This window comes from Streptomyces sp. NPDC039423 (assembly GCF_055598725.1).
Map to the genome: position 1 here is coordinate 372,998 of NZ_JBVKAH010000001.1, position 25,446 is coordinate 398,443.

Consider the following 25,446-nt stretch of genomic DNA (forward strand, 5'->3'; position numbering starts at 1 on the left):
CGGCTCCGGGGCGCTCCAGCGTGTGCCGACGGTCGATCGTGCTCGACCCCTCGTCCCTCGGGGCCTCCGCGCGTTCTCCCTCTCGGCACCCGCCGCGCCCCTTCGCCTCACTCGCCGGGGGGCGGCGGGGTGACCGCGTAGGCCTCGACCGTGAAGAGCGAGTAGCCGTACTCGGTCGCCCGGGCGTCGCCCTGGACGCGGACGAAGCGGGTGCCGGGGGCGTCCATGCGGATCGCCTCGCGGCCGCCCTTGCCGTCCCGCACGGTGGCCGCCGTGCGCCAGGTGCGGCCGTCCGGCGACACCTGGATGCGGTACTTCGCCGCGTGGGCGTCCTGCCAGTGGAGCACCACCTGGCCGAGCCGGACCGGTGCGGGCAGCTCGAGCTGCCACCAGGCGCCGTCCTCGGCCGGGGACGACCAGCGGGTGGCCGGGTCGCCGTCGAGGGCGGCCGACGCCGGGAAGTCGGAGGTCTCGTCGCCCGACGAGGACGCCCTCGCCGTACGGGCCAGGTCCGGGCCGCCGGTCGCCGGGTAGGCCCGGACGGTCAGCGTGCGCTCCTGCCCCGCGAAGGTGAGCGGCACCCGGTACTCGCCCGCCGGGGTGCCCGCCGGCACGGTGACGTCGACCGGGACGGTGGCCGCCGTGCCGCGCGGGACGGTGGTCCGCTTCGGGACGGTGACCTTCAGGCCCTTCGGCGCCTTCGCCGTGAGGGTGCCGTGCACCTCGCCCGGCCGCTGCGCGGCGAGCACCGCGTCGACCCGGCGCGGGGCGCCGCCGATCACCGCGTCCGTCTCGGCGTGCGGCAGGTCCAGCCGGGCCTGCGGCTCGTCGGCGAACCAGGGCACCAGGGCCCGCACCCCGGGGGACCGGCCCGTCCAGGTGATCCGTACCGCGTCGGCGGTGAGCCCCCGCGCGGCCGCCTGCGTCCAGCCGCTGCCCGACAGGGCGCCCAGCCGCCGCCACCCCTGGCCCGGGACGTGCGCCTCCACGGAGCCGTGGCCAGGGCCCGGCCCCGGCGCCGTCATCGCGGTGACCGTGTCCAGCGGCCGGGCCCGGTCCAGGCGCACGGTGTAGGCCCCGTCCTCGTGCGTGACGCCGCCCGCGTCGCGGGACGCGCCCGTCCACCGGGCCGCCTCCCGGACCGCCCGGGTCAGGAACGGGTCCAGCACCCCCTCGCCGACCGTGACCGGGCTGGACGCCAGCTCCTTGCGCAGCGGCTCCAGCTCCAGCGAGGCCCGCCAGGCGCCCGCCCCGTCGCCCCGGGACTGCGCCTGGAGCATGTCCACGGCCGCCTCGCCCGCGCGGCCGTACCGCGCGAGCTGCTCCAGCCACGGGCCCACCTCGTCGTCCAGCAGCCCGTCCGCCGTGCCCGCCAGCCGCTCGGGCGCCCGGCGCATCACGGTGAACGCCGCACGCAGCTCGCCGGCCGCCCGGTCCCGGGCCTTCGCGTCGGCCGTCGTGCTGGCGCGCGTCCGCCAGAAGTCGGCCAGCAGCGGACGGAGATACCCCGACTCGGTGCGGCTGAGGATCGACGAGGCGTCGTTCCCGGCCAGCGCGTGCAGCGCCGCTCGGGCCGCCGGGTCGCCGCCCGCCAGGTCATCGAGCGCGGCGTGCCAGGACTCCCCGGGGCGGTAGCCCTTGGGGTTCCAGGCGTAGTCGGCGGCGGTGAAGACGGGGATGCGGGACGCGGCCGGCTGCTCCATCCCGTTGGCCAGCAGGGCCGCCGAACCGGCCGCGACGGCCGGTTCACGGCCCATGTACGGCCCGAGGAAGACCCGGTCCTGCGCGTAGTCGTTGACCGGGTAGTTGTCCAGCGTCACCAGCGGGTGCCCGAACGCGTCGCGCGCCCCCGCCAGTTCCCGGCCGGTGATCGTACGGGGCACCACGCCGACCCCCGTCCACGCCACCTGCACCCGGTCGTCCAGCTCCGCGGCCAGCGCCGTGCGGTACTCGGTGGCGCCGTCCTGGTAGTACTCGGTCGGCATCAGGGTCAGCGGCGCGGCGTCCGGATGGCGGCCGGCCAGGTGCCGGGCCAGCTCCGTCGCCACGCGCGCGTGCGCCCGGGCGGCCGAGGCCGGTCCCGAACCGAACGTGTCGGCGTCCCTGGAGCAGTGCCACTCGTCGTAGGAGGCGTCCTGGAACTGCACCTGGAAGGCGCGCACCCCGAGCGCGTACATCGCGTCGACCTTGCGGCGGAGCGCGGTCATGTCCTCGTCCGAGGCCAGGCACATCGACTGGGCGGGTGCCACCGCCCACGCCAGCGTCACATGGTTGCGCCGGGCCCGCTCGGCCAGCTCCCGGAACTCGGCCCGCTGCGCGGCCGGGTAGGGCTCGCGCCACTGGGTCTGCCGGTACGGGTCGTCGCCGGGCGCGTAGAGGTACCGATTCTGCTTGGTGCGGCCCATGAAGTCGAGCTGCGCCAGCCGCTGTTGGTGGCTCCACGGCCGGCCGTAGAAACCTTCCGCCAGGCCGCGCACCGCGGTCCCGGGCCAGTCGCGCACGAGGACCCCGGGGATCGTGCGGCCGGCGGCTATGAGCTGGCGCAGCGTCTGGACCGCGTGGAACAGCCCGTCCCCGCCGACACCGTCCACCGCGACCGTGTCCCGGCCCTCGTACCGGCCCGTGGCGATCCGGTAGCCCCCCGCCGGCAGGTCGCCCCGCTCGGGCGCCCGCAGGGCCCGCAGCGCGGCCCCGGCGGCCGTGCCGCCCAGCAGCACCACCGGCCCGCGCCCGCCCGGCCCGGTGTGCACCGTCCGCACCCCGGCGTCCCGCAGGACGTCTTCCAGCGCGCCCACCGCGTACGGGTCGGCGCCCTCGCCCGGCAGGACCGTCACCTCGTCGCCGAGCGGCACCGCGGTCCCGCCCGCCCGGAGCGACTGCGGGCGCGGCCACACCGCGGGCAGGGCGCCGCCGTCCCGCCCGGGGACGGCCGTGGTGGGGGAGCCGGGTTCGCCGGGCGCGGCCAGCGCACCGGGAGCGCCGCCCAGCAGACCGCCGATCACGGCGACGGCGACGGCCGTCGCGGTCCGCTTGCCGCGGCCGAAGCGCCCGAACTGCACGCGCGTCTCCCCTCGTCTTGCGTTGTTCTGCGAGTAGCTTTGCCGGTGGCCGGAACGATGGCCGAACCGGTCGGTTTCGAGCCCACCACCGACTCGCCGAAGGTGTCAATGTGCGTGGCCGTTGTGTCGTATTTGCCTACCGGGGCGCGGGGTGCGGCCCGACTCCCGCCATGGCCGGGCGATGTGACCGACGCCACGTTGTGCGGATGTGCGGCCGCCCGCTGGGTAGGGCTGCTGTGTCCCACCGTCACCCGTACAAGGAGGCCCCCGTGGCCGCTTCGGCACAGCTCCTGCTCTCCGCCCTCTCCAAACAGGTCCCGGGCCCCGCGCCCGTCGCCGACCGTCCCGACACCGGTCACGGCCCCGGCTTCTGCCCCCTCACCGGGCTGCCGGCCGTCGGCACCCCGCTCACCAGCGAACCGCCGCTCGCCGGCGCCGCCCCGCTCACCAGCGAACCCGCCCTCACCGACTTCACCCCCCTCACCAGCGAGCCGACCGCACACCGCGCGGCCGGCGGACCGGAGTCCCCAGGAGCCTGAATGACCCTTGCCCGGCTCGCCGCGCTGCACGGTGTCGCCACCGCGTACTCCCCGTCCGCGGGCGTCACCGTCCCGGTCCCCGACGCCACGGTGGTGCAGGTCCTCGCCGCCCTGGACGTCGACGCCACCACGCCCGAGGCGCTGCGCGCGTCCCTGGCCGCCACCGAGGCGGCCCGGGACGCGCGGCTGCTGCCGCCGACGCTGGTCCTGTGGCAGGACGACCCGGGCGAGGGCACCCCGCCCCAGGTCCGCCCGTACGAACTGCCCCGCCCCCTCACGGCGCTCCCGCCGGGCACCGACCTGCGGATCACCACCGAGCACGGTGACGAGATCTCCGGCACGCCCCGCTGGGAGCGGCTGCCTCTCGGTGTGCACCGGCTCGACGTCCGGGCGCGGGACGGGCGCACCGCGCACAGCACCCTCGTCGTCGCCCCCGCGCGCGTGCCCCAGCCCCCCGGCCGCACGTACGGGCTGCTCGTCCAGCTTTACTCGCTGCTGTCCACCCGCTCCTGGGGCATGGGCGACCTCGGCGACCTCCGCGAACTGGCCGAGTGGGCCGGCCGCGACCTGGGAGCCGCGTTCGTCCAGGTCAACCCGCTGCACGCGGCCGTGCCCGGCACGCCCACCGACCCGTCCCCGTACCGCCCCTCCTCCCGGCGCTTCCCCGACCCGGTGCACCTGCGGATCGAGGACGTCCCCGAGTACGCGTACGTGCGCGGCGAGGACCGCGCCGAGCTGGACGTGCTCACCGGGCGGGCGGCGGAACTGCGCGAAGGGGTGCTCCGCAAGGGCGAGCTGATCGACCGCGACGCGGTGTGGGTGCTCAAGCGCCGGGCCCTGGAGCTGCTCCGGCGGGTGCCGCTCGGCCCCGGGCGGCAGGCCGCCTTCCGGGAGTTCCGCGCCGCCCAGGGCCAGGCCCTGCTGGACCACGCCACCTGGTGCGCCCTCGTCGAGCGGTACGGCGCCGACCGGCGGCAGTGGCCCGAGGGCCTGCGCGACCCGCGCTCGGCCGCCACCGCGCGCGAGCGGGACGAGCTGGCCGACCGGATCGACTTCCACTGCCGGCTCGCCTGGCTCACCGACGAACAGCTCGGTGCCGCCGCCCGGGCCGGCCGGGACGCGGGCCTCTCCGTCGGGATCGTCCACGACCTCGCCGTGGGCGTGCACCCGGACGGCGCCGACGCCTGGGCCCAGGCCGGCGCGTTCGCCACCGGGATGTCCGTGGGCGCCCCGCCGGACGCCTTCAACGCCCGTGGCCAGGACTGGGGTCTGCCGCCCTGGCGTCCCGACGCGCTGGCCGCCGCCGGGTACGCCCCCTACCGGGACCTGCTGCGCGGACTGTTGCGGCACGCGGGCGCGCTGCGCATCGACCACGTCATGGGGCTGTTCCGGCTCTGGTGGGTGCCCGAGGGCCGTCCGCCCACCGAGGGGACGTACGTCCGTCACGACGCCGACGCCATGCTCGCCGTCCTCGCCCTGGAGGCCCACCGGGCCGGCGCCGTCGTGATCGGCGAGGACCTCGGCACGGTCGAGGCGGGCGTACGGGAATCCCTCCAGCGGCGCGGAGTCCTCGGCACCTCCGTGCTGTGGTTCGAACGCGACTGGGAGGGCACCCGGCGGCCGCTGCCGCCCGGGACCTGGCGGGCCGACTGCGTGGCCACCGCCACCACCCACGACCTGCCGTCCACCGCCGCCCGGCTCACCGGAGAGCACGTCGGTCTGCGGCACCGGCTGGGGCTGCTGACCCGCCCCCTGGAGGAGGAGCGCGCCGAGGACGCCGAGGAGATCGCCGAGTGGCTCGCGTACCTCCGCGAGCTGGAACTGCTGGAGCCGGGCCCGCGTGACGAGGAGGCCGAGATCCGCGCCGTCCACCGCTTCCTGCGCCGCACCCCCGCCCGGATGACCGGGGTGTGGCTCCCGGACGCGGTCGGCGACCGCCGCCCGCAGAACCTGCCCGGCACCTGGGACCAGTACCCGAACTGGCGGCTGCCGATCGCCGACGCCGAGGGCCGCCCCGTCACCCTGGAGGAGCTGGCCGTCTCCCCGCGGCTGCACGCCCTGATGGACGTGCTGCGCCCCTCCACGGCACCCCCGGACGCGCGGGGCGTCTAGGCGTTCGCTACGTTTGCACCGTGGACAAGAAGAACGCCCTGCGCACCGGCGCCGTCGCGGCCGGTACGACGCTGATGATGCTGCTCATGTCGTCCCCCGCGCTCGCGCTCACCCGCGACGACGGTGACGACCCGGGTTCCGGCCTGAGCGTGGCCGAGACCCTCGGCCTGTACGTCGCCGCCCCGATCGTGCTCTTCGCGGTGATCGCCGGTCTGGTGATGGTGCTCGACCGCTCCAAGAAGGCGTGACTTCTTAAGGCCCGTCGGCCCCGGGGCGCCTCGGCGCGTCCCCGGGGCCCTCTCGCCGGCCCGCCCGGGTGGTACCCCGTACCGCCCGGGCCGTCGGCGTTCCCGCCCCCGGACTCCCCCCGGGTCAGGCGCCCGTGGCCAGGAGGAGCCTGCGCAGCAGGCCCGACAGGAGCTCGGTCTCCCGCGCGTCCAGCCCGGCGGCCTCCAGCGCCTCGCGCTGGACGGCGAGTCCGGCCGCGACGGCCTCGTCCACCAGTGCCCGGCCGCGCTCGCTGAGCGTGACGCGCAGGCCGCGCCGGTCATGCGGGTCGGGGCTGCGGCTCAGCAGCCCGGCCCGCTCCAGCTTGTCCAGCCGCCCCGTCATGCCGCCCGTCGTCAGCATGAGCGTCGCCGACAGCTCGCGCGGGGAGAGCGTGTACGGCTCACCCGAGCGCCGTAGCGTCGCCAGGACGTCGAACTCACCGCGGGCGATGCCGAAGGGCGCGTACGCCTTGTCCATCCGCGCGGCCATGGCGTTGCTCAGCCGGTAGATCCGCCCGTGGACCGCCATGGGGGCGGTGTCCAGGTCGGGGCGTACGACCGCCCACTGTGCGGTGATCGCGTCGACGGGGTCCTGGGGCGCGGGTGCCGATGTGGTCATGGCCGCAGTGTGGGCCGGATTTCCCTCGTTCGCAAGAAAGATGCTTGCGATTAAGTAGCTTAGCGCTAAGCTACTTAGAGCCGAGTTACTTCAAGGGGGAAGACCATGTCACGCAGAGCCGTCGTCACCGGCCTCACCGCACTCGCGCCCATCTCCTGGGGTTCGACCTACGCCGTCACCACCGAGTTCCTCCCGGCCGACCGGCCGCTGTTCACCGGTCTGATGCGTGCCCTGCCCGCCGGGCTGGCCCTGCTGGCGCTCACCCGGACGCTGCCGCGCGGGGTCTGGTGGGGGAAGTCGGTGGTGCTCGGGGCACTCAACATCGGCGCGTTCTTCCCGCTGCTGTTCCTCGCCGCCTACCGCCTGCCGGGCGGGCTGGCCGCGGTCGTCGGGTCGGTGGGGCCGCTCTTCGTCGTCGGTCTCGCCGCCCTGCTGCTGGGGGAGCGGCCGACCGTCCGGGCCCTGCTGGCGGCCGTCGCCGCCGCCTTCGGGGTGAGCCTGGTGGTCCTGAAGGCGGGCGGGGCCTTCGACCTCGTAGGGGTGGCCGCGGGGCTCGCCTCCGCGGCGTCCATGTCGGCGGGCACGGTGCTCACCAAGCGCTGGGGCCGGCCCGAGGGGGTGGGCCCGCTGGCCATGGTCGGCTGGCAGCTCACCGCGGGCGGGCTGCTGATCGCGCCGGTGGCCTTCCTGGTGGAAGGCGCCCCGCCGGCCCTCGACGGCCGGGGCGTGGCCGGCTACGCGTACCTCGCGCTGGCCAACACCGCCGTCTCGTACTGGCTGTGGCTGCGGGGCATCGAGCGCCTCCCCGCCACCTCCGTGACGCTCCTCGGACCGCTCTCGCCGATCACCGCGGCCGTCATCGGCTGGGCGGTGCTCGGGCAGGCGCTGGGCCCCGTCCAGCTCGCCGGCATGGCCATCGCCTTCGGGGCGACGCTCGCCGGACAGTGGACGCCCCGCTCATCGTTCAGTTCTGCTGAACGTACCGGTGAAAAAGTTTCGATGGACCTGACGACTCCGGTGGTGCGACGGTAGCTCCCGCAACCGGCACCCCCGTCCATGGGGGACGAGGGGGGAGAGACCGTGGCAGTACAGGACCGCGTCCATGCCGACCGATCGACGAGCGCGAGGGGCGCTGCCGGCCGGGCCTTCGGGCCCGGCCTCCTGCTCGCGGCCCTCGCGACGGTCGTGTGGTCGGGCAGCTTCGTGGCCTCCCGCGCCCTGCACGACGCGGTGCCGCCCGTCCAGGCCGCCTTCTGGCGCTGGATCGTGGCGATCCTCGCCGTCGCCCCCTTCGCCGCCCGCGAGGCCTGGCGGCAGCGCCACGCCGTACGGCGCCACCTGGGCTTCGTCACCCTCGCGTCACTGCTCGGCGTCACCGTCTACAACACCCTCGTCAACCAGGCCGGGCTGACCACCTCGGCCGGCACCATGGGCATGGTCATGGCCGCCTCCCCGGTCCTGATGGCGGTGTACGAGAAGCTGGGCGGCGCCCGGCTCGGGCCGCGCCGCGTGACCGGCATGGGGATCGCCTGCGCCGGTGTGCTGCTCCTGGTCGGCAACGGCTCCCTGGTGCCGGACCTGGCCGCCGGCGACCTGTGGATCGTGGCCGCCGCCGTCTGCTTCGCCTCCTACAGCGCCCTGCTGAAGCGGCGGCCCGCCGAACTCGGCGGCCCCGCCTTCCTGTTCGCCACCTTCGCGCTCGGCGCGCTGATGCTGCTGCCGGCGTACGGGGCGAGCCTCGCCGTCCAGGGCGGGTTCACGCCCACGGCCGGTACGGCCGGGCCGCTGGTGTACGTCGGGGTCTTCTCCTCGGCGGTGGCGTTCTTCGCGTGGAACAAGGCCGTCGGCCTGATCGGGGCCGCCCGCGCGGGGGTCGTGTACTACCTCCAGCCGGTGTGCGTGGCGGTGCTGTCCTGGGCGCTGCTCGGTGAGGCGATGGGCCCGCTCCAGTTCCTGTGCATGGCGCTGATCCTCGGCGGCGTGGTCCTGGGGACGGCCCGGGGGAGGTGACCCGGGGCGTGGGTAGGTTGCCGGACATGACCGAGTGGGACATCAAGAAGCTCCGGATCCTCCGCACCCTGCGCGACCGCGGCACGGTGACCGCGACGGCGGAGGCACTGCTGATGACCCCCTCGGCCGTGTCCCAGCAGCTCACCAACCTGTCCCGGCAGCTCGGGGTGCGGCTGCTGGAGGCGCACGGGCGGCGGGTGCGGCTCACCGACGCGGCGCACCTGGTGCTGCGGCACGCCGAGGCGGTGTTCGCGCAACTGGAGCGGGCCGACGCCGAGCTGGCCGGCTACCTCCAGGGCGAGGCGGGGGAGGTCCGGGTGGGGGCGTTCTCCACCGCCGTTCCCGCGCTGGTCGTGCCGGCCGTGCTGCGGCTGCGGGCCGCGCACCCGGGCCTGGAGGTCCGGGTGCGGGAGGCCGAGGCGGCCGAGGCGTACGCGCTGCTGTCGGCCGGCGAGGTGGACCTGGCCCTGTCGCTGGCGGCGCACGCGCCGACGGCCCGGGACCCCGAGTTCAGCCGTCTGCCGCTGCTTGCCGATCCGCTGGACGTGGCGCTGCCGGCCGGGCACGCGCTGGCGGGGGCGCCGGGACTGCGGCTGGCCGACCTGTCGGGGGAGCGGTGGATCTTCGGGGGCAGCGGGCCCTGGTCGGAGATCACCAGGGCGGCCTGCGAGGCGGCCGGGTTCGTGCCGGAGCAGGCGCATTCCGCGGCCGGGTGGACGGCGATCCTGGCGATGGTGGAGGCCGGGATGGGCATCGCGCTGGTGCCCCGCATGGTGGCCGCCGACCGCGCGTCGGGGGTGCTGACGCGGGTGCTGGAGGCGGACCAGCCGCGCCGCCATGTCGTGGCGGCGGTGCGGCGGGGCGCGGAGGCGGCCCCGGCGGTGGCCCGGCTCGTGGCGGCGCTGCGGGAGGTGGCGGCGCGGCGGTAGCCGCCGGTGGGGCGTGGTCGCGGAGTCCGGCGGGCGGCCGGTCAGCGGGGGTGGGCCAGGCCCCGGAGCAGCTCGTCGGCGGCGGCCTTGATCTCGTCCACCGTCCGCCCGGCGTCCCGCGTCAGATGGTGCGTCAGGCTCGGCATGAACGGGGCGAGCAGCATGTGGGCCAGCAGGGAGGCGTCGGCCTCCGGCCGGACGCGGGTGACGAGCACGGTCACATGGGTGTGCATGGTCGCGTACGCCCCGCTGCTGTAGCGGGCGCTGGGCGCGGCCGTCTCGGCGGCGAGCATCATGTCGAGCTGGTCGGTGACGCGGTCGGCCAGCGCGTGCAGGAAGGCGCGCAGCCGTTCCAGCGGCGGCGCGTCCGGGCCCAGCGGCGGAGGGCCGGTCATGAACGCCTCCTGGAACCGCTTCTCGCGCTCGTCGAGCAGGGCGAACAGCAGTTGGGCCACGTCCCCGAAGCGCCGGTAGACCGTCCCCACGCCGATGCCCGTCTCATGGGCGACCGCGTTCATGGTCAGGGCGTCCGGTCCCTTGTCGGCGACGATCCGCGCGGCCGCCTCCAGGATGCGGCGGCGGTTGTCGGCCGCGTCCGCGCGCTCGGCGCGCCCCGCCCGGCCTGCGGGGGATCCGCCCGCGAGCGGGAGGCGGGCACGCTGCGGCTCGTCCATGGTTCCAGCATAGCGCCGGTAACGGAAAGCTATCCGTTTCTCGCCCGGCGGGCCTTGTCGTGCGGATAGTTATCCGCTTAGTCTCGGGGCGTCAGCAAGCGGATAGCGATCCGCTCAGCACTTCGCGAAGGGGTCCGGCCATGCCTCCCAAGATCGCCGTCATCTACTACTCCGCCACCGGCAACGTGCACACGCTCGCCGAGGCCGTCGCCGAGGGGGCCGAGAAGGCCGGCGCGGAGGTCCGCCTCCGCCGGGTTCCCGAACTCGCGCCGGACAGCGCCATCGACGCGCTGCCCGCCTGGCGCGAACACGCCGACGCCACCCGGCATCTGGAGGTGGCCACCCTCGACGACCTCTCCTGGGCCGACGCCTACGCCTTCGGCACCCCGACCCGGTACGGCAACATCTCCTCGCAGCTCAAGCAGTTCCTCGACACCACCGGGGGGCTGTGGCAGCAGGGCACCTTCACCGACAAGCCGGCCACGGGCTTCGTCAGCGCCGCCAACACCCACGGCGGCAACGAGTCCACGCTGCTCGCCCTCTACAACACCTTCCACCACTGGGGCTCGCTGATCGTGTCCCCCGGGTACACCGATCCCGCGGTCTACGCGGCCGGCGGCAACCCCTACGGCACGTCCCACGCCTCCCGCGGGGGAGCGCCCGGCGACGAGGTCCTCGCGGCCGCCCGGCACCAGGGGCGGCGCCTGGCCGGGATCACCCGGCGCCTCCTTTCGGCGGGACCGAGCGGCGAGTGACGGAACTCCCGACCTGACGGGTCGGGCTGCGGGACGGTCGGTGCATGACCTTCGACCCCCGCCTCCGCTTCGCGCTGCCCGCCCCGGCCGGGGCCACCCACGTCCGCCTCGCCGCCTTCCCCGGAAGCGTCGCCCGCATGCGCCTCCACGGCTCACTCACCGAACGCGGCGCCGCCGCCCCGCGCGCCCGCTGGACGCGGCTGACCGGCTGGCCCACGGCCGCACCGGTGCTCAACCGGTCACGAGGCCTCCGGGGTCACGGCGAGGGAGTGCAGGTAGCGCATCAGCGTCATCAGGACGTCACGGCTGGAGTCGCGGCGCCGGGCGTCGCACACGACGATCGGTACGGACCCGGGCAGGTCGAGGGCGCCGCGCAGTTCCTCCAGGGGGTGCTCGGGCGCTCCGGGGAAGGAGTTGACGGCCACGACGAACGGCACGCCACGCTCCTCCAGCCTGCCGATCACGTCGAAGCTGACCTCCAGGCGGCGGGTGTCGACCAGCACCACGGCACCGAGGGCGCCCTCGAACAGGCCCCGCCACAGGAACCAGAAGCGTTCCTGGCCGGGGGTGCCGAAGAGATACAGCACCAGTTCCTCGTTGATGCTGATCCGCCCGAAGTCCATCGCCACGGTGGTGGAGCTCTTGCGCTCCACGCCCGCGATGTCGTCGACGCCGACCCCGGCCTGGGTCATCGTCTCCTCGGTGGTCAGCGGCCGGATCTCGCTCACCGAGCCGACCAGGGTCGTCTTGCCCACCCCGAAGCCGCCGACGACCACCACCTTGACGGCGGCGGCGGCCGTCGCCGGGAGGGCGTCCGCGGAGCGCGGGCCGGCGGGCGGCTCAGAGCTTCTGAAGTCCATCGATCACTGCCTCAATCAGTGCCAGGTCGGGGAGTCGGGCCGGTGCGACGGGCTCGCGCGCCAGCACGTGCCCGTCGGCGAGCAGGTCGCCCACCAGGACGGTCACCACACTCACCGGCAGCAGGAGGTACGCGGAGATCTCGGCCACCGACAGCGGCGCCTGGCACATCCGCATGATCGCCGTGTGCTCCGGCTGCATCCCGGGCCTGGGGCCCGACCTGGCCACGATCAGCGTGACCAGGTCGAGCGGGGCGGACCCTAACGAGCCGCTGCGGCCACCGGTGATCACGTACAGCCGCTCGGGGCTGCCGTCCTCCCAGTCGTGGTCGTCACCGCGCCGGTGGTCGGGGTCGCTCACGCGGGCTGCCCGTCGCGGCGGGGCGGGCTGCTGAGGTGCTCTCCGATCCGTGCCACCAGGTCGCGCATCCGCTGGCCCATCAGACCGGCGTCGACGCCCTCGTCGGCCAGGACGGCGAGGTACGCGCCGGCGCCGGCCGCCATCAGGTAGAAGAAGCCGCCGTCCATCTCGATCACCACGAGCCGCATCCGGCCCTCGCTGTGCGGCAGTTCGGCGGCGACGGCGCCCGCGAGGCTCTGGAGGCCGGCGCAGGCGGCGGCCAGCCGGTCGGCGGTGTCGGTCTCGGCGCCGTACTGCGCCATGCGCAGGCCGTCGGCGGAGAGCACGATGACGTGGCGGGTCTGCGGAACGCTCTCGGCCAGGTCCTTGAGCATCCAGTCCATGTCGGGCCGCTGCTGACTCATGGCTGTTCCCCCTTGCTCGCCGGGGCCGGCGAGGCGTCGCTGTTCTGGTCTGCGCCGGTCTGGCGTTCCCCGGCCAGGCCGCTCTGGAAGGCGGCCAGCCACATGCCGGGCTGCACCTGGGGCGCGGGCTCCGGCGCGGTGGTGGCGGTCCGGGTGGTCGTGGTGGTGCTCCCGCCGGTCACGGCGGTGGTCCCGGTGGTCACGGCGGTCCCGGGAAGCGCGGTGGTCCCGGTGGTCTCCGCGGTCCCGCCGGGTGCGTCGGGCCGGGCCGGGGCGGTCACCCGGGTCTTGCGCCGCCGCTGGGGCAGACCGCTGGGCGTCCGCTCGGTCACGAGCGGCCCGCCGTGGTCGGACGGGCCGGCCGGGTGCGGTGCGGGGACGGGGCCGGTCGGGCCGGTCACCGGGCGGGCGGGGCCGGAGGGCTGCCCGGCCGCCTCCCGCGCGGCCGGGGCCAGGGCCCGCCGGGGCCCGGAGGAGGTGCCGATGCCGTGGGCGAGCCCGGTGGCGGCCGAGGTGGTGGTGATCAGGTCCTGCGGGACCACCAGCACCGCGCGGACACCGCCGTACGCGGACGACCGCAGCGAGACCTGGAAGCCGTACGCCTGTGACAGCCGGCCCACCACGGCCAGACCCAGCCGGGGCGTCTCGCCCAGATCGTTGAGGTCGATGCCCTGCTGGGCCTGGCGCAGCATGCGCTCGGCCCTGTTCCGGGCCTCCTCGCTCATGCTGACGCCCCCGTCCTCGATCTCGACGGCGATGCCCGCGTTCACGTCCACCGCGGTCAGATGGACCTTGGTCTGCGGCGGCGAGTAGCGGGTGGCGTTGTCGAGGAGCTCGGCCAGCGCGTGGATGAGGGGTTCGACGGCGGGGCCGACGACGGCGACCTCGGAGACCGAGTGCAGCTCGACCCGCTGGTAGTCGATGATCCGGGACATCGCGCCGCGCAGCACGCTGTAGAGCGGCACGGCCTTGTTCCACTGGCGGCCCGGGCGCGCGCCGCCGAGCACGGCGATGGAGTCGGCGAGCCGGCCGATCAGCGCGGTGCCGTGGTCGAGCCGCAGCAGGTCGCCGAAGACGCTCGGGCTCTGCCCGTGCCGGTCCTCCATGTCCCGCAGCTCCTGGGCCTGCTGGTGCACGATGGCCTGGACGCGGCGCGCGATGTTCACGAAGGCCCGCTGCGCCGATTCGCGCAGGTCCTCCTCGGCGACCACCGCGTCCAGCACCGAGCGCAGCACCGCCCGGTGGGCGGACCGGAACTCCGGCGTGAGCCCGGGCCCGTAGGAGTCGGCGGCCTCCAGCGAGGCGAGCACGTCCTCGGGGAACTCGCCCTCGCGCAGCCGCCGCACGACGTCCGGCAGCAGGGTGTCGGCGAGCCGTACCGTCTCCGCCTCCTGCCGGGCGAGGGCGGTCCGCTGCTCGGCCACCTCGGCGCGCAGGGAGGCCAGTTCCCGGCCGCGCCGGGCGGCCACGGCGCAGGCGAGCGCGGCCACCGCGGTGGCGGCCGCCCCGAGCCAGCCGACCGGGGTGCGGGCGGGTGCGGCGACGAGGGCCACGGCGACGGCGGTGCCCGCTGCGATCACGATGGCGGGCAACGCCCATATGACGGGTGAGGCGGGCCCTGGACTACCGGGCGACGATCCCTCTCGAACCATCAGAACCCTTAAACGATCGAAAGCGAAAGATCAAAGGACACAACGGCCCGGAAGCTTATCGGTTGTCGTGCACGCCTCTTGACAGCGGGTCAGCATGCGGACGTCCCGCCCTGGCCCGGGAGTTGGCCCCTCCCCGCCCCGGAACCCGGAGCGCCTTGCCCCGGCACCCGGACCGCCTTGCCCCGGCACCCGGACCCGCCCCGGCACGGCACCCCCGGCCCGCCCCGGACCCGGACACGAAGCCGCCCCGGACCCGGTGGACCCGGGGCCGGGGCGGACGTCCGTACCGGTGGTGTTACGCGTCGGCCGCCTGCGCCCGCAGCGCGCGCTCCACGCCCGACCGCGACTCGGACACCAGCCGCCGCAGCGCCGCGTTGGGCCCGGCGCTCGCCAGCCACGCGTCCGTGGCCTCCAGGGTCTCCGGGGACACCTGGAGCGCCGGGTACAGCCCCACCGCGATCTGCTGGGCCATCTCGTGCGACCGGGACTCCCACACGTCCTTGACCACCGCGAAGTACCGCTCCGCGTACGGGGCCAGCAGCTCGCGCTGGTCGGTCTGGACGAAGCCGCCGATCACCGCCTCCTGCACGGCGTTGGGGAGCTTGTCGGAGTCGACCACCGACGCCCACGCCTCGGCCTTGGCCTCCTCGGTCGGCCGGGCCGCCCGCGCGGTGGCCGCGTGCCGCTCGCCCGCCGCGGTGCGGTCCCGCTCGTACTCCGCGGCGATCTCCGCCTCGTCGTACACACCCGTGGCGGCCAGCCGCTCCACGAACGCCCAGCGCAGCTCGGTGTCGACGACCAGGCCGTCGATCGTCTCCGTGCCCTCCAGCAGGCCCGACAGCAGGTCGAGCTGCTGCGGCGTGCGGGCGGTCGCCGCGAACGCCCGCGCCCACGCGAGCTGGTGGTCGCTGCCCGGCTCCGCGGTGCGCAGGTGGGCCAGCGTGGCCTCGGTCCAGCGCCCCAGCGCCGCCTCCCGCCGCTCGGGCGCCGCGTACACGTCCAGCGCCAGCTTCACCTGCCGGTGCAGCGACTGCACCACGCCGATGTCCGACTCCTTGGCGATGCCGGACAGCACCAGCTCCAGGTAGGCGTGCGTGGCCAGCTCGCCGTCCCGCGTCATGTCCCAGGCCGACGCCCAGCACAGGGCGCGCGGCAGCGACTCGGTGAAGTCGCCCAGGTGCGCGGTGACGTTCTCCAGCGACACCTCGTCCAGCCGGACCTTGGCGTACGACAGGTCGTCGTCGTTGAGCAGCACCACCGCCGGACGGCGCGTGCCGACCAGCCGGGACACCTCCGTCCGCTCGGTCGCCGTGACGTCCAGCTCCACCCGGTCCGTACGGACCAGCTTGCCGTCCTGGAGCTCGTACAGGCCGATCGCGATCCGGTGCGGCCGCAGCACCGGCTCGCCCTTCGCGCCGGCCGGCAGCGCCGGGGCCTCCTGGCGGACCGCGAAGGAGGTGATCACCCCGTCGCCGTCGACCTCGATCTCCGGGCGCAGCACATTGATACCGGCCGTTTCCAGCCATGCCTTGGACCAGGTCCGCAGGTCGCGCCCGGAGGTCTCCTCCAGCGCGCCCAGCAGGTCCGACAGACGGGTGTTGCCGTAGGCGTGGCGCTTGAAGTACGCCTGCACGCCGCGGAAGAAGGCGTCCTCGCCGACGTACGCCACGAGCTGCTTGAGCACCGAGGCGCCCTTGGCGTAGGTGATGCCGTCGAAGTTGACCAGGACGTCGTCCAGGTCGTTGATCTCGGCCATGATCGGGTGCGTGGACGGGAGCTGGTCCTGCCGGTACGCCCAGGTCTTCATCGAGTTGGCGAACGTCGTCCACGAGTGCGGCCAGCGCGAGCCGGGCGCCGCGGCCTGGCAGGCGATCGACGTGTAGGTGGCGAACGACTCGTTCAGCCACAGGTCGTTCCACCACTCCATGGTGACCAGGTCGCCGAACCACATGTGCGCCAGCTCGTGCAGGATGGTCTCGGCCCGCACCTCGTACGCCGCGTCCGTGACCTTGGAACGGAAGACGTACTGGTCGCGGATGGTCACCGCGCCCGCGTTCTCCATCGCGCCCGCGTTGAACTCCGGCACGAAGAGCTGGTCGTACTTGGCGAAGGGGTAGGCGTAGTCGAACTTCTCCTGGAACCAGTCGAAGCCCTGCCGCGTCACCTCGAAGATCGCGTCCGCGTCCAGGTACTCGGCCAGCGACGGACGGCAGTAGATGCCCAGCGGCACCACCTGGCCGCCGTTCTCGTAGGTGCTGTGCACCGCGTGGTACGGGCCGACGATCAGCGCCGTGACGTAGGTGGACATCCGGGGCGTCGGCTCGAAGGCCCAGACGTCGTCCACGGGCTCGGGCGTCGGGCTGTTGGAGATGACCGTCCAGCCGGCCGGGGCCTTCACGGTGAACCGGAACGTCGCCTTCAGGTCCGGCTGCTCGAAGCTGGCGAAGACCCGCCGCGCGTCCGGCACCTCGAACTGGGTGTACAGGTACACCTGGTCGTCGACCGGGTCGACGAACTTGTGCAGGCCCTCGCCGGTGTTCGTGTACGCGCAGTCCGCCACGACCTTCAGCTCGTTGCGGCCCCGGTGCAGGTGCTTGAGCGCGATGCGGGAGTCCCGGAACACGGCGGCCACGTCCAGCGCCTTGCCGTTCAGCACCACCTGGTGCACGGCCGGCGCCACCAGGTCGATGAACGACTCCGCCCCGTCCTCGGCGGAATCGAAGCGCACGGTGGTCACGGACCGGTAGGTCGCGTCCTCCTGCGCGCCACTGAGATCGAGGTCGATCTCGTACGAGTCCACGGTCAGCAGCTCCGCCCGCCGCTGGGCCTCTTCACGGGTCAGGTTCGTGCCAGGCACCCGGTCATCTCCTCGTTGTGTGACGTTTCCGGCCATCCTTCCACGACGGGTGCGGAACACGATGACCCATTACCGCCAGCGCCCCCGGGTGCCGTACCCCCACGCTGGTCGCATGACGACCACGTACACCGCACGCCCCATCGACCCCGCCACCGTGCGGGACCTGCGCGGCACCGACGACGCGGGCCGCCCCCTCGCCCCGCGCGCCGACGAGGAGGGCGGCTCCCCGCTGCGCTGCTGCCTGCGGCTCTCCGAGCCCGGGGAGCGTGTCGCGCTCGTCTCCTACGCCCCGCTGCGCCGCTGGGCCGCCGAAACGGGGGCCGCGCCCGGCGCGTACGACGAACAGGGCCCGGTCTTCATCCACGCCGAGGCGTGCGCCGGGCCCGCGGACGGGAGCGACGGCTACCCCTTCGCACGCCCCGGCGCGCTGCGCACCGTCCGCCGCTACGACGCCGGCGGGCGGATCGTCGGCGGTCGGCTCCTGGAGGTTCCCGAGGACGCCACCGAGGCCTTCGACCGGGCGTTCGCCGACGCCTTCGCCGACCCGGCCGTCGCGCTCGTGCACGTCAGGGCCGTGGAGTACGGCTGCTTCCACTTCGAGGTACGCCGCCCCGGCGACGACCCCGCCGCACCCGGCGCCGTCCCCGCCGCACGCCCGGCGTGAGGACGCGGGCCACGGGCGTGAGGACCCGGGCCACGGCGTGAGGACCCCGGCCACGGGGGAGGAGCGGCGGGTACGGCGAAGGGCGGCCCACCCGCCCGGGTGAGCCGCCCTCCCCGCCGTACCGACGGCGTCAGGCGCTCCTGAGCTCCTCGGCCACCAGCTCCGCGATCTGCACCGCGTTCAGCGCGGCGCCCTTGCGGAGGTTGTCGCCCGACAGGAACAGCGCCAGGCCGTTCTCCACCGTCTCGTCCACGCGGATGCGGCCCACGTAGGAGACGTCCTTGCCGGCCGCCTGGAGCGGGGTCGGGATCTCGGACAGCTCGACGCCCTCGGCGTCCTTCAGCAGCTCGTGGGCGCGCTCCACGCTGATCGGACGCGCGAAGCGGGCGTTGACCTGGAGGGAGTGGCCGGAGAAGACCGGGACGCGCACGCACGTGCCGGACACCTTCAGCTCCGGGATCTCCAGGATCTTGCGGGACTCGTTGCGGAGCTTCTGCTCCTCGTCCGTCTCGAAGGAACCGTCGTCGACGATCGAGCCGGCCAGCGGCAGCACGTTGAAGGCGATCGGGCGCTTGTAGACGCCGGGCTCCGGGTACGCCACGGCCGCACCGTCGTGGGTGAGCTCGGCGGCCTTCTCGGCCACGGCCTTGACCTGGCCGTCCAGCTCCGCGACGCCCGCCAGGCCCGAGCCGGAGACGGCCTGGTACGTGGTGGCGACCAGGGCGGTCAGGCCCGCCTCCTGGTGCAGCGGCTTGAGCACCGGCATCGCGGCCATGGTCGTGCAGTTCGGGTTGGCGATGATCCCCTTGGGGCGGTCCTTGACCGCGTGCGGGTTCACCTCGGAGACCACCAGCGGCACCTCGGGGTCCCGGCGCCAGGCGGAGGAGTTGTCGATCACCACGGCACCCTGCGAGGCGACCTTCTCGGCCAGCGCCCGCGAGGTGGCGCCACCGGCGGAGAACAGCACGATGTCCAGACCGGTGTAGTCGGCGGTGGAGGCGTCCTCGACGGTCACCCCGTCCAGGACGGTGCCCGCGGAGCGGGCGGAGGCGAACAGCCGCAGCTCGTCGACCGGGAAGTTCCGCTCCGTGAGGATCTTGCGCATGACCGTGCCGACCTGACCGGTGGCTCCGACGATTCCGACCTTCACGGGGACTCCTCCGTACGTGCTTGCGGGCCTGGCGGCCTGGGTGCCGCACCCATGATGCGTATCACCTGGCCCGGCTTGTCCAATTCATTGTCCGCGACGTGAGAAGCAGCACGCGGGGAACGGAAAGGGCGGGCGCCCGGTCCGGACGCCCGCCCTCACTCACCGTACCGACGGTGTCACGGCGTGACCTTCCCGATCACGACGCTGCCCGTGCCCGCGGCCGTGCCGCGCGCCGTCAGCAGCGACACCTCGCCGAAGAACTGCCGTCCCTCGGGAGCCGCGCCGTTCACCAGGACCTCCGCCGAGACCTGCGCGGAGGCGCCGCTCGCCAGGGCGACCGGCTTGTTCTCGTCGACCTTCAGCGTGCCGAGCGAGGACGAGAAGTACACGTCCTTGTAGTCGTACATGGTCGAGCCGGACGGGACCGCGTAGCCGTCGACGACGATCGTGTACGTGCCCGCGGCGGGCTTGACCAGCGAGACCGCCTCCTCCGAGTCACCGTCGGCGGAGGAGCCCACGACCTTGCCGTCCTTCAGGACGCTCAGGTCGAGGTCGGCACCCTTGTCGGAGGTGTTGCCGATCACCACGTCGAGGCGCTCCACACCCTCGCCGACCGTCACCGTGCTGGTCTGCGACTCGTGGTTCGCAATCGTCGGCGCGGCGACCTTCGCGGAGCCGAGCGGTCCGCCCTTCAGCCGGCCGTCGAGGGCCGCGAAGGCATTGGTGACCTTCCAGTCGACCGCGGCCGGCGTGCCGACCTTCGCCTCGGGGACCGTCTTCACGGCCGGGTCGAAGGCGGCGCCCAGCAGCGTGACGTCCAGCTTGTACGGGTTGTCCAGGTCGGGCGACGTACGGCGCGACTCGACCTCGATCTCCCACACGCCCGGCGCCGGCGCGGCGTACGAGCGCACGTCCGGACGGCAGGTGTTGGCCGGGTTGTAGTGCGGGTAGCACAGGTTGGACGCGGTGTCCTCGACGGCCACGCCGTACGGGTGGATGGAGATGAACCGGGTCTGGCTCTTCTCCTTCAGCCCGCTGATCGCGACCTCCAGCGCCTTGGCGCCCTCGGGCACGGTCACGAAGTACGACCTGTGGCTGTTGCGCTGCACGCTGCCGCTCGCCGAGAAGGTGTACGGGGCCTTCGCCAGGTCCTGCGAGACGACCACGGTGGCGAGGATCTGCTTGTCCACGCCCTCGGTGTCCTCGTCGTCCGCCTCCAGGATCGCGCTGTGCACACCGGCGGAACCGGGCCTGGCCTGCACCTTGACGGTGACCGGCTTGTTCAGCGGCAGCTCCACCTCGTCGTCGCCGAGGATGCGGAAGGTGCCGTCGTTGTACTTCAGGTCCAGCTCGTGCTCGACCGGCCGGTCCGGACCGGTCGTGCGCGTGATGGTGACGTCGTAGACCTTCTTCTGCTTGACCTTGAGGCCGCCCTCACGGTCGTAGATGCCGGTGCCGGGCTTGGTCAGGTGCTGGTCCAGCGCGGTGTCGACGGGCGCGGCGACCTTGTAGTCGTGCGCGGTCGCACCGTCCTTGATCGACTCCCAGGCCTCGACGACGTCGATCAGACCGGCGCCCTGCTCGTGCGCGGCCACCCCGGAGATCCGGCGCGCGGTGCTGGTCAGCGCGGTGCGCAGGGTCAGCGGCGACAGCTCGATCTTCTTCTGCTTGGCGGCCGAGAGCAGCAGCGCGCTCGCGCCCGCCGCCTGCGGCGAGGACATCGAGGTGCCGTTGAGCATCCCGTACCCGGCGGGCAGCTTGTAGCTGGTCTCGGGCACGCCGGCGCCCGCCATCCACAGCGGGATGGTGTTGACCGCCGAGCCGGGCGCGGAGATCGTCGGCGTGAAGCCGCCGTCCTCACGCGGGCCGCGCGAGGAGAACGGGAACATGGCGTACTTCTTCTCGACGACCGAGTTGTAGTTCGCCGCCCAGGTCTCCCGGGAGATGGCCGCGCCGACCGAGACGACCTTGTCGGCCAGGCCGGGGTCGCCGATCGTGTTGATGCCGGGGCCCTCGTTGCCGGCCGAGATGACGAGCTGGACGCCGTAGGTGTCGATGAGCCGGCCGTACAGCTCGGCACGCGCGTTGTCACCGGAGTTGAGCGCCGGCAGGCCGCCGATGGACATGTTGACGATGTCCACGCCGCGGTTGATCACCAGGTCGGCCATGCCCTCGGTCAGGGCGGTGTTGGTGCAGCCGCCGGACCAGGTGCAGGCGCGCGAGGAGACGAGCTTCGCGCCGGGCGCGGCGCCGTTCATCTTCCCGCCGAACAGCCCGTGGGCGGCGGTGATGCCGGCGACGTGCGACCCGTGGTCCGACTCGATGACGCCGATGTTGACGTAGTCGGCCTTGTCGCCGTTGGCGTTGTACTCGACGTCCTTGCGGATCTCGACCACGAACGGGATGCGCTCGGCGACCTCGGTGGCCGGGTTGTCCGTACCGAAGTGGCCGATCTGGAAGCCGTCCTTGTACGGCTTCATCGCCACGTCGTCGGTGAAGTCGGCGTTGTCGTTCAGGTCGACCCGGACGGTGCCGGCGGCCGCGTCGTAGAGCACGCCCCACGCGTCGGTGGTGTCGCCGTCCCGGTTGAGGTCACCGGCCATGTCGCCACCCTTGGTGACGGCCTCGGCGAAGCGGCTGTAGGCCTGCTTGCCGGCCGGGGCCTTCCAGGTGCGCCCGTCGGCGGTGAACGTGGGCCCCTCCACGGCCACGTTCATCCGGCGCCAGGTGCCGTCGGCGTCCCCGACCGGGTCGGTCGCGGTCACCCAGTCGGTGATCTTGCGCTCGCCCGTGGTGGTCTTCTGGAGCGCCGGGTGGTCCAGGTCGACGCCCGAGTCCAGGATGCCGATGGTCACCCCCCGCCCGTCGGCCTTGGGGTGGTCCTGCACGAACTCGACCGCGCCCGTCTCGAAGGACGGGTTGTACGGGTTCTTCGCCGGGGTCTTCGCACCCGGCCCCGGGTAGGTGGCCGTCCCGCCCCGGGCGCCGGCCGCGGCGTCCCGTGCTGCGGAGGCGCCCGCGTCGGGCGACGGGTCGTCCAGTCGTATCTCGTACTGGAGGTCGATGCCCTTCACCGACGACAGCTTCGCCGCCGAGGCGAGCGCGGCCTCCGCCTTCGCGGTGGGCAGGGTGGCGCGGACGTAGCCGAGCTTGTCGTAGGTCGTGCCGACCGTGGCGCCGGTGACGCCGTCGAGCTGTCCGGCGACCTGCTCGGTCTGGCCGGGGGCGGTGGCCACCATGACGGTGACGGTCTTCTTGCCCGTGGCCTCGGCCTCGGCGAGCCGCTCGGCGTCGGCCTGGCCCAGCTTGTCCGCGGTGGCGGACGGGGGGACGGGCTTGGGGGGTGCGGGGTCCGCCGGGCCGGCGGCGAAGACCGGGGCGGTGCCGGCCGCGACGAGCGCGGCCACCAGGCCGGCGGCGGCGGCCACGCGGGCCGCGCGTCTGTGGCCGGGGGTCGGGCTCCCTGGTATGGAGCCCTGGGATTCGAGGGTGGTCATCAGCATCCCTGTTGTGAAAGAGACAGTCCGGAATTCGGAGCCGGATGACCGCTCACCCTGTCGTAAGTGGAGGGGTTTTGTGGAGGGTTGCCGGAGGTCGGAATGCGGTCATGGCGTACATCCGCCACTGCGGGATGTACGCCATGAGGAACGAACCGGGGTGAAACCCCCATAACTAGTTGAGCGTTGATCTTTCAGTCGCCGCTCCCCGCCGCTCCCCGCCGAACCCGCCCGCAGCCGGTCTAACCTCGGCCCATGAACCAGAGGTTGAGAGTCGCCGCCTACGCCGTGTGCGTACGGGACGGACAGCTCCTGCTGGCCCGCTGCACGGCCCCCGACGGCAGCAAGGAATGGTCGCTCCCGGGCGGCGGCATGGACCACGGCGAGGACCCGATGCACACCGCCGTGCGGGAGGTCGAGGAGGAGACCGGCTACCTCGCCGAGATGACGGCCCTCCTCGGTGTGGACTCCCGGCGCCGCCACTACGGCCGCCGCCTCGGCCCGGCCACCGACTTCCACGCCCTGCGCATCCTCTACGAGGGCCGCATAACGGGCGGGGAGCTGCGGCCCGAGGTGGGCGGCTCCACCGACCTCGCCGCCTGGCACCCGCTGGACGCCGTGCCCGCGCTCGCCCGCGTGGGGGTCGTCGACGCCGGACTGCGGCTCTGGCGCGAGCGGCCCGCCACCGGAAACCTCGGCCACGTCGGCTGAAACCCGCTCAACCCTCCGGCGCCCGGCAACCGTTCCGCCCACCGCCGCGGTCCTGCCCCCCGACCGCACCAACGCGCAGAGGGGAACCCCGACATGCCGGTACGCAGGACCCTGCCCGCCCTGATGGTGGCGGCGGCACTCGCCGTCACCGCCTTCACCGCCCCCGCCACCGCCACCGAACGGCCCGCACGCCCCGGCGGCGACCACCGGCGGACCCAGGAGGCGGTCGACGCCCTCGTCCGGGCGGGCGTTCCCGGCGCGCTCGCCCAGGCCCGGGACGAGCACGGCACCTGGAACGGCTCCGCCGGCGTCGCCGACCGCACCACCGGCCGCCCGCGCCTGCCGAAGGACCGCTACCGCATCGGCTCCATCACCAAGCCGTTCATCGCGACCGTCCTGCTGCAACTCCAGGCGGAGGGCCGCCTCGACCTCGACGACCCCGTCGAGCGATGGCTGCCGGGCGTCGTCCGGGGCAACGGCCACGACGGGCGGCGGATCACCCTGCGCCAGATGCTGAACCACACCAGCGGGATCTTCGACATCACCTCCGACCCGGCCTACCGGCAGCAGGTCTTCAGCCCCGACTTCCTCCGCCACCGCTACGACACGCGGACACCGCGCGACATGGTGGCCATCGCCATGCGGCACCGCCCCGACTTCGCACCCGGCACCGACTGGAGCTACTCCAACACCAACTACCTGCTCGCCGGCATGGTCATCGAGAAGGTCACCGGCCGGCCCTACGGCACGGAGGTCGAGCGCCGGATCCTCAAGCCCCTGAAGCTGCGCGCCACCAGCCTTCCCGGTACCGACGCCAGGATGCCGCGGCCCAGCGGCCGGGCGTACTCGCGGCTCTTCGCCGGTCCGGACGCCGAGATCCACGACATGACCGAGCTGAACCCCTCGATCGCCGGACCCGCCGGCGAGATGATCTCCGACTCGGCGGACCTCCAGCGCTTCGTCCGGGCCCTGATGACCGGCCGGCTGCTGCCGCCGCGCGAGACCCGGGAGATGACCACCACGGTCCCGATCGGCGAGGACGCCCCCACCGCCCGCTACGGGCTGGGGCTGATGATGGACCGGCTGAGCTGCGGTACGGAGGTCTGGGGACACAACGGCGGCATCCACGGCTCCACTTCGGGGGTGCTGTCCACCCGGGACGGGCGCCACACGCTGGCGACCAACGTCAACGGCGACTGGGCGGGGGACACGCGCGCGGTGGTCGAGGCGGAGTTCTGCGGCTGATCCCGCCCGCCGTTCCCGTTCCCGCCCGCCGTTCAGCGCGGCAGGACGACCAGGTAGGCGGCCGGGGCCCGGTCCCCGGCCGCCATCAGCGCGGTACGCACCACCACCGCCTGCTGCTCCACGGCGTCCCGCAGCTTCCGGGGCGTGATGTGGACGACGGTGACGCCGAGCCGCTCCAGGTGCTCGCGCTTGCGGGTGTACTCCGTCCACAGCGCGCCGTCGTCGTGGCGCGGTGAGCGGGTGTCGAGCTCCACGGCCACCGCGTGGTCGGGCCAGTACGCGTCCACCCCGCCGAGGTGCGGACCGCCCGGCAGCCGGAGGTCGACGTTCCACAGCGGTTCGGGCAGCCCGTGCGCCCGCACCATCTCGTACAGCCGGCCCTCGGACAGCGCCCGCCCCTCGGCGAGCAGCGAGTCGACCGCGTCCACCACGTGCGGCCGCGTCAGCAGCCGGGCCCGGTCCAACTCCCGGACGACCAGCGCCGGTTCGCAGTGGCCGCCCCGTACCGCCTCGGTCAGCAGCCGGCGTACGGTCGCGGCGTCCGCGATCTGCGCGACGGCGTCCGCCAGCGCGCGGGCCACCGGGGCGACGGGCACCCCGGTGATCTGCCGCGGCTCGGGCAGCCGGGCCGTCCGCACGATCCGTACGCACCCGGTGGACCGCAGCCGCCGGGTGCGCGGGACCAGGACGTCGATGCGGTCCAGCGCCGGCAGCGGCGGGGCGGCCGCGAACCGGTACAGCGCAAGCGCGGCCGCGCCGGTGACCATCGCCTCGGACGGCTGCGGCTCCCGCTGGGCGTACAACAGGGCCGCGTGCAGCCGCTCCTCGCTGGTGGGCGGCCCGGGGTGCAGCAGGTACACGCCCGGCAGGAACTGCTGCCAGGGCCCGCCGGCCCGGCAATGGGCGCCGGCCTCGGCGGCGGACACGCCGTGCGCCCGCAACTGCGCGGCGGACAGCACCCGGCGCCGGTCGGCGGCCAGGTGGGACAGGGGGCGGGGGGAGAGCGGGGTGTTGGTCATGCCCCGGGGTTTCCCGGCAACCGCCCCCGCCCTAACCGCTGTTACACGCCCGTCGACAATTCG

The 25,446-nt window shown here is 74.1% G+C and carries 21 protein-coding genes; 10 read left to right on the forward strand and 11 right to left on the reverse strand.

Features of this window, described 5'->3' with window-relative positions; translation table 11 throughout:
- Positions 1 to 107: 107 nt before the first annotated feature.
- Positions 108 to 3,059 (reverse strand): beta-N-acetylglucosaminidase domain-containing protein, encoded by a 2,952-nt coding sequence (locus ACZ7LK_RS01605; RefSeq protein ID WP_392274743.1) that lies wholly within the window; start codon positions 3,057 to 3,059, stop codon positions 108 to 110.
- 269 nt (positions 3,060 to 3,328) lie between these two features.
- On the opposite strand from ACZ7LK_RS01605, the gene ACZ7LK_RS01610 reads away from it, so the two are divergent.
- Genes ACZ7LK_RS01610 through ACZ7LK_RS01620 form a run of 3 tightly spaced genes read left to right on the forward strand, consistent with a single transcriptional unit; the run spans position 3,329 to position 5,958 of the window.
- Positions 3,329 to 3,598 (forward strand): hypothetical protein, encoded by a 270-nt coding sequence (locus ACZ7LK_RS01610; protein WP_471137891.1) that lies wholly within the window; start codon positions 3,329 to 3,331, stop codon positions 3,596 to 3,598.
- The gene (gene malQ, locus ACZ7LK_RS01615) at positions 3,599 to 5,710 is read left to right on the forward strand and encodes a 4-alpha-glucanotransferase (RefSeq protein WP_469464895.1); all 2,112 of its coding nucleotides are present in this window, start codon (positions 3,599 to 3,601) and stop codon (positions 5,708 to 5,710) included.
- Between the two features lie 20 nt (positions 5,711 to 5,730).
- The gene (locus tag ACZ7LK_RS01620) at positions 5,731 to 5,958 is read left to right on the forward strand and encodes a hypothetical protein (protein WP_392274746.1); all 228 of its coding nucleotides are present in this window, start codon (positions 5,731 to 5,733) and stop codon (positions 5,956 to 5,958) included.
- 124 nt (positions 5,959 to 6,082) lie between these two features.
- On the opposite strand, the gene ACZ7LK_RS01625 is transcribed toward ACZ7LK_RS01620, so the two are convergent.
- Positions 6,083 to 6,598 carry a MarR family winged helix-turn-helix transcriptional regulator gene (locus tag ACZ7LK_RS01625; protein ID WP_392274747.1) on the reverse strand — a complete coding sequence of 172 codons (516 nt, stop codon included), beginning with the start codon at positions 6,596 to 6,598 and terminating at the stop codon, positions 6,083 to 6,085.
- 105 nt (positions 6,599 to 6,703) lie between these two features.
- Here ACZ7LK_RS01625 and ACZ7LK_RS01630 point away from each other — a divergent pair, with 105 nt between their 5' ends.
- Genes ACZ7LK_RS01630 through ACZ7LK_RS01640 form a run of 3 tightly spaced genes read left to right on the forward strand, consistent with a single transcriptional unit; the run spans position 6,704 to position 9,537 of the window.
- Positions 6,704 to 7,630, forward strand: coding sequence for an EamA family transporter (locus tag ACZ7LK_RS01630; RefSeq protein WP_471137894.1), 927 nt, complete (start codon positions 6,704 to 6,706; stop codon positions 7,628 to 7,630).
- 24 nt (positions 7,631 to 7,654) lie between these two features.
- Positions 7,655 to 8,608 carry a DMT family transporter gene (locus ACZ7LK_RS01635; RefSeq protein WP_469464897.1) on the forward strand — a complete coding sequence of 318 codons (954 nt, stop codon included), beginning with the start codon at positions 7,655 to 7,657 and terminating at the stop codon, positions 8,606 to 8,608.
- A 26-nt stretch (positions 8,609 to 8,634) separates the two neighbouring features.
- On the forward strand, positions 8,635 to 9,537 hold the full coding sequence (locus ACZ7LK_RS01640) for a LysR substrate-binding domain-containing protein (RefSeq protein ID WP_469464898.1): 903 nt from the start codon (positions 8,635 to 8,637) through the stop codon (positions 9,535 to 9,537).
- Between the two features lie 41 nt (positions 9,538 to 9,578).
- Here the strand turns inward: ACZ7LK_RS01640 and ACZ7LK_RS01645 are convergent, their stop codons facing one another.
- Positions 9,579 to 10,211, reverse strand: coding sequence for a TetR/AcrR family transcriptional regulator (locus tag ACZ7LK_RS01645; protein ID WP_392274750.1), 633 nt, complete (start codon positions 10,209 to 10,211; stop codon positions 9,579 to 9,581).
- 140 nt (positions 10,212 to 10,351) lie between these two features.
- Between ACZ7LK_RS01645 and wrbA the strand changes: the two genes are divergently transcribed.
- Positions 10,352 to 10,966 carry an NAD(P)H:quinone oxidoreductase gene (wrbA, locus tag ACZ7LK_RS01650; protein WP_471137897.1) on the forward strand — a complete coding sequence of 205 codons (615 nt, stop codon included), beginning with the start codon at positions 10,352 to 10,354 and terminating at the stop codon, positions 10,964 to 10,966.
- Positions 10,967 to 11,205: 239 nt separating this feature from the next.
- Here wrbA and ACZ7LK_RS01655 read toward each other — a convergent pair whose 3' ends face one another.
- From ACZ7LK_RS01655 to pepN, 5 genes are all read right to left on the reverse strand, one after another.
- Positions 11,206 to 11,826, reverse strand: coding sequence for a GTP-binding protein (locus tag ACZ7LK_RS01655; protein ID WP_392274752.1), 621 nt, complete (start codon positions 11,824 to 11,826; stop codon positions 11,206 to 11,208).
- Positions 11,807 to 12,184, reverse strand: coding sequence for a DUF742 domain-containing protein (locus ACZ7LK_RS01660; RefSeq protein ID WP_392274753.1), 378 nt, complete (start codon positions 12,182 to 12,184; stop codon positions 11,807 to 11,809). The genes ACZ7LK_RS01655 and ACZ7LK_RS01660 overlap by 20 nt, the downstream gene beginning before the upstream one ends.
- The gene (locus ACZ7LK_RS01665; protein ID WP_073751149.1) at positions 12,181 to 12,588 is read right to left on the reverse strand and encodes a roadblock/LC7 domain-containing protein; all 408 of its coding nucleotides are present in this window, start codon (positions 12,586 to 12,588) and stop codon (positions 12,181 to 12,183) included. The genes ACZ7LK_RS01660 and ACZ7LK_RS01665 overlap by 4 nt, the downstream gene beginning before the upstream one ends.
- Positions 12,585 to 14,240: a sensor histidine kinase gene (locus ACZ7LK_RS01670; protein WP_469464899.1), complete on the reverse strand. Its 1,656-nt coding sequence runs from the start codon at positions 14,238 to 14,240 to the stop codon at positions 12,585 to 12,587. Before ACZ7LK_RS01670 ends, ACZ7LK_RS01665 begins: the two co-directional genes overlap by 4 nt.
- A gap of 295 nt (positions 14,241 to 14,535) precedes the next feature.
- Entirely contained in the window at positions 14,536 to 17,097 is a 2,562-nt protein-coding gene (gene pepN / locus ACZ7LK_RS01675; protein WP_471137900.1) for an aminopeptidase N, read from the reverse strand.
- A gap of 112 nt (positions 17,098 to 17,209) precedes the next feature.
- Here pepN and ACZ7LK_RS01680 point away from each other — a divergent pair, with 112 nt between their 5' ends.
- Positions 17,210 to 17,761: a DUF1203 domain-containing protein gene (locus tag ACZ7LK_RS01680; RefSeq protein ID WP_392274756.1), complete on the forward strand. Its 552-nt coding sequence runs from the start codon at positions 17,210 to 17,212 to the stop codon at positions 17,759 to 17,761.
- A 130-nt stretch (positions 17,762 to 17,891) separates the two neighbouring features.
- Here the strand turns inward: ACZ7LK_RS01680 and ACZ7LK_RS01685 are convergent, their stop codons facing one another.
- Both ACZ7LK_RS01685 and ACZ7LK_RS01690 read right to left on the reverse strand, forming a co-directional pair.
- Complete coding sequence (locus ACZ7LK_RS01685; RefSeq protein ID WP_469464902.1) at positions 17,892 to 18,911, reverse strand: aspartate-semialdehyde dehydrogenase; 1,020 nt, start codon at positions 18,909 to 18,911, stop codon at positions 17,892 to 17,894.
- A 176-nt stretch (positions 18,912 to 19,087) separates the two neighbouring features.
- Positions 19,088 to 22,408, reverse strand: a complete 3,321-nt coding sequence (locus ACZ7LK_RS01690) for a S8 family serine peptidase (RefSeq protein WP_471137903.1) — start codon at positions 22,406 to 22,408, stop codon at positions 19,088 to 19,090.
- Between the two features lie 255 nt (positions 22,409 to 22,663).
- Here ACZ7LK_RS01690 and ACZ7LK_RS01695 point away from each other — a divergent pair, with 255 nt between their 5' ends.
- A complete protein-coding gene (locus tag ACZ7LK_RS01695) occupies positions 22,664 to 23,119 on the forward strand; it encodes an NUDIX hydrolase (RefSeq protein WP_392274759.1) in 456 nt (151 codons plus the stop codon).
- Between the two features lie 93 nt (positions 23,120 to 23,212).
- Positions 23,213 to 24,364 (forward strand): serine hydrolase domain-containing protein, encoded by a 1,152-nt coding sequence (locus ACZ7LK_RS01700; RefSeq protein ID WP_471137905.1) that lies wholly within the window; start codon positions 23,213 to 23,215, stop codon positions 24,362 to 24,364.
- A gap of 32 nt (positions 24,365 to 24,396) precedes the next feature.
- Here ACZ7LK_RS01700 and ACZ7LK_RS01705 read toward each other — a convergent pair whose 3' ends face one another.
- Positions 24,397 to 25,383 carry a hypothetical protein gene (locus tag ACZ7LK_RS01705; protein ID WP_471137907.1) on the reverse strand — a complete coding sequence of 329 codons (987 nt, stop codon included), beginning with the start codon at positions 25,381 to 25,383 and terminating at the stop codon, positions 24,397 to 24,399.
- Between the last annotated feature and the right edge of the window lie 63 nt (positions 25,384 to 25,446).

Coding starts and splice junctions, on each gene's coding strand:
- ACZ7LK_RS01640 (WP_469464898.1), top strand. CDS start 8,635: ATGACCGAGTGGGACATCAAGAAGCTCCGGATCCTCCGCACCCTGCGC.
- ACZ7LK_RS01645 (WP_392274750.1), bottom strand. CDS start 10,211: ATGGACGAGCCGCAGCGTGCCCGCCTCCCGCTCGCGGGCGGATCCCCC.
- ACZ7LK_RS01655 (WP_392274752.1), bottom strand. CDS start 11,826: ATGGACTTCAGAAGCTCTGAGCCGCCCGCCGGCCCGCGCTCCGCGGAC.
- ACZ7LK_RS01695 (WP_392274759.1), top strand. CDS start 22,664: ATGAACCAGAGGTTGAGAGTCGCCGCCTACGCCGTGTGCGTACGGGAC.
- wrbA (WP_471137897.1), top strand. CDS start 10,352: ATGCCTCCCAAGATCGCCGTCATCTACTACTCCGCCACCGGCAACGTG.
- ACZ7LK_RS01670 (WP_469464899.1), bottom strand. CDS start 14,240: ATGGTTCGAGAGGGATCGTCGCCCGGTAGTCCAGGGCCCGCCTCACCC.
- ACZ7LK_RS01630 (WP_471137894.1), top strand. CDS start 6,704: ATGTCACGCAGAGCCGTCGTCACCGGCCTCACCGCACTCGCGCCCATC.
- ACZ7LK_RS01690 (WP_471137903.1), bottom strand. CDS start 22,408: ATGACCACCCTCGAATCCCAGGGCTCCATACCAGGGAGCCCGACCCCC.
- ACZ7LK_RS01705 (WP_471137907.1), bottom strand. CDS start 25,383: ATGACCAACACCCCGCTCTCCCCCCGCCCCCTGTCCCACCTGGCCGCC.
- ACZ7LK_RS01680 (WP_392274756.1), top strand. CDS start 17,210: ATGACGACCACGTACACCGCACGCCCCATCGACCCCGCCACCGTGCGG.
- ACZ7LK_RS01665 (WP_073751149.1), bottom strand. CDS start 12,588: ATGAGTCAGCAGCGGCCCGACATGGACTGGATGCTCAAGGACCTGGCC.
- ACZ7LK_RS01635 (WP_469464897.1), top strand. CDS start 7,655: ATGGGGGACGAGGGGGGAGAGACCGTGGCAGTACAGGACCGCGTCCAT.
- ACZ7LK_RS01625 (WP_392274747.1), bottom strand. CDS start 6,598: ATGACCACATCGGCACCCGCGCCCCAGGACCCCGTCGACGCGATCACC.
- malQ (WP_469464895.1), top strand. CDS start 3,599: ATGACCCTTGCCCGGCTCGCCGCGCTGCACGGTGTCGCCACCGCGTAC.
- ACZ7LK_RS01700 (WP_471137905.1), top strand. CDS start 23,213: ATGCCGGTACGCAGGACCCTGCCCGCCCTGATGGTGGCGGCGGCACTC.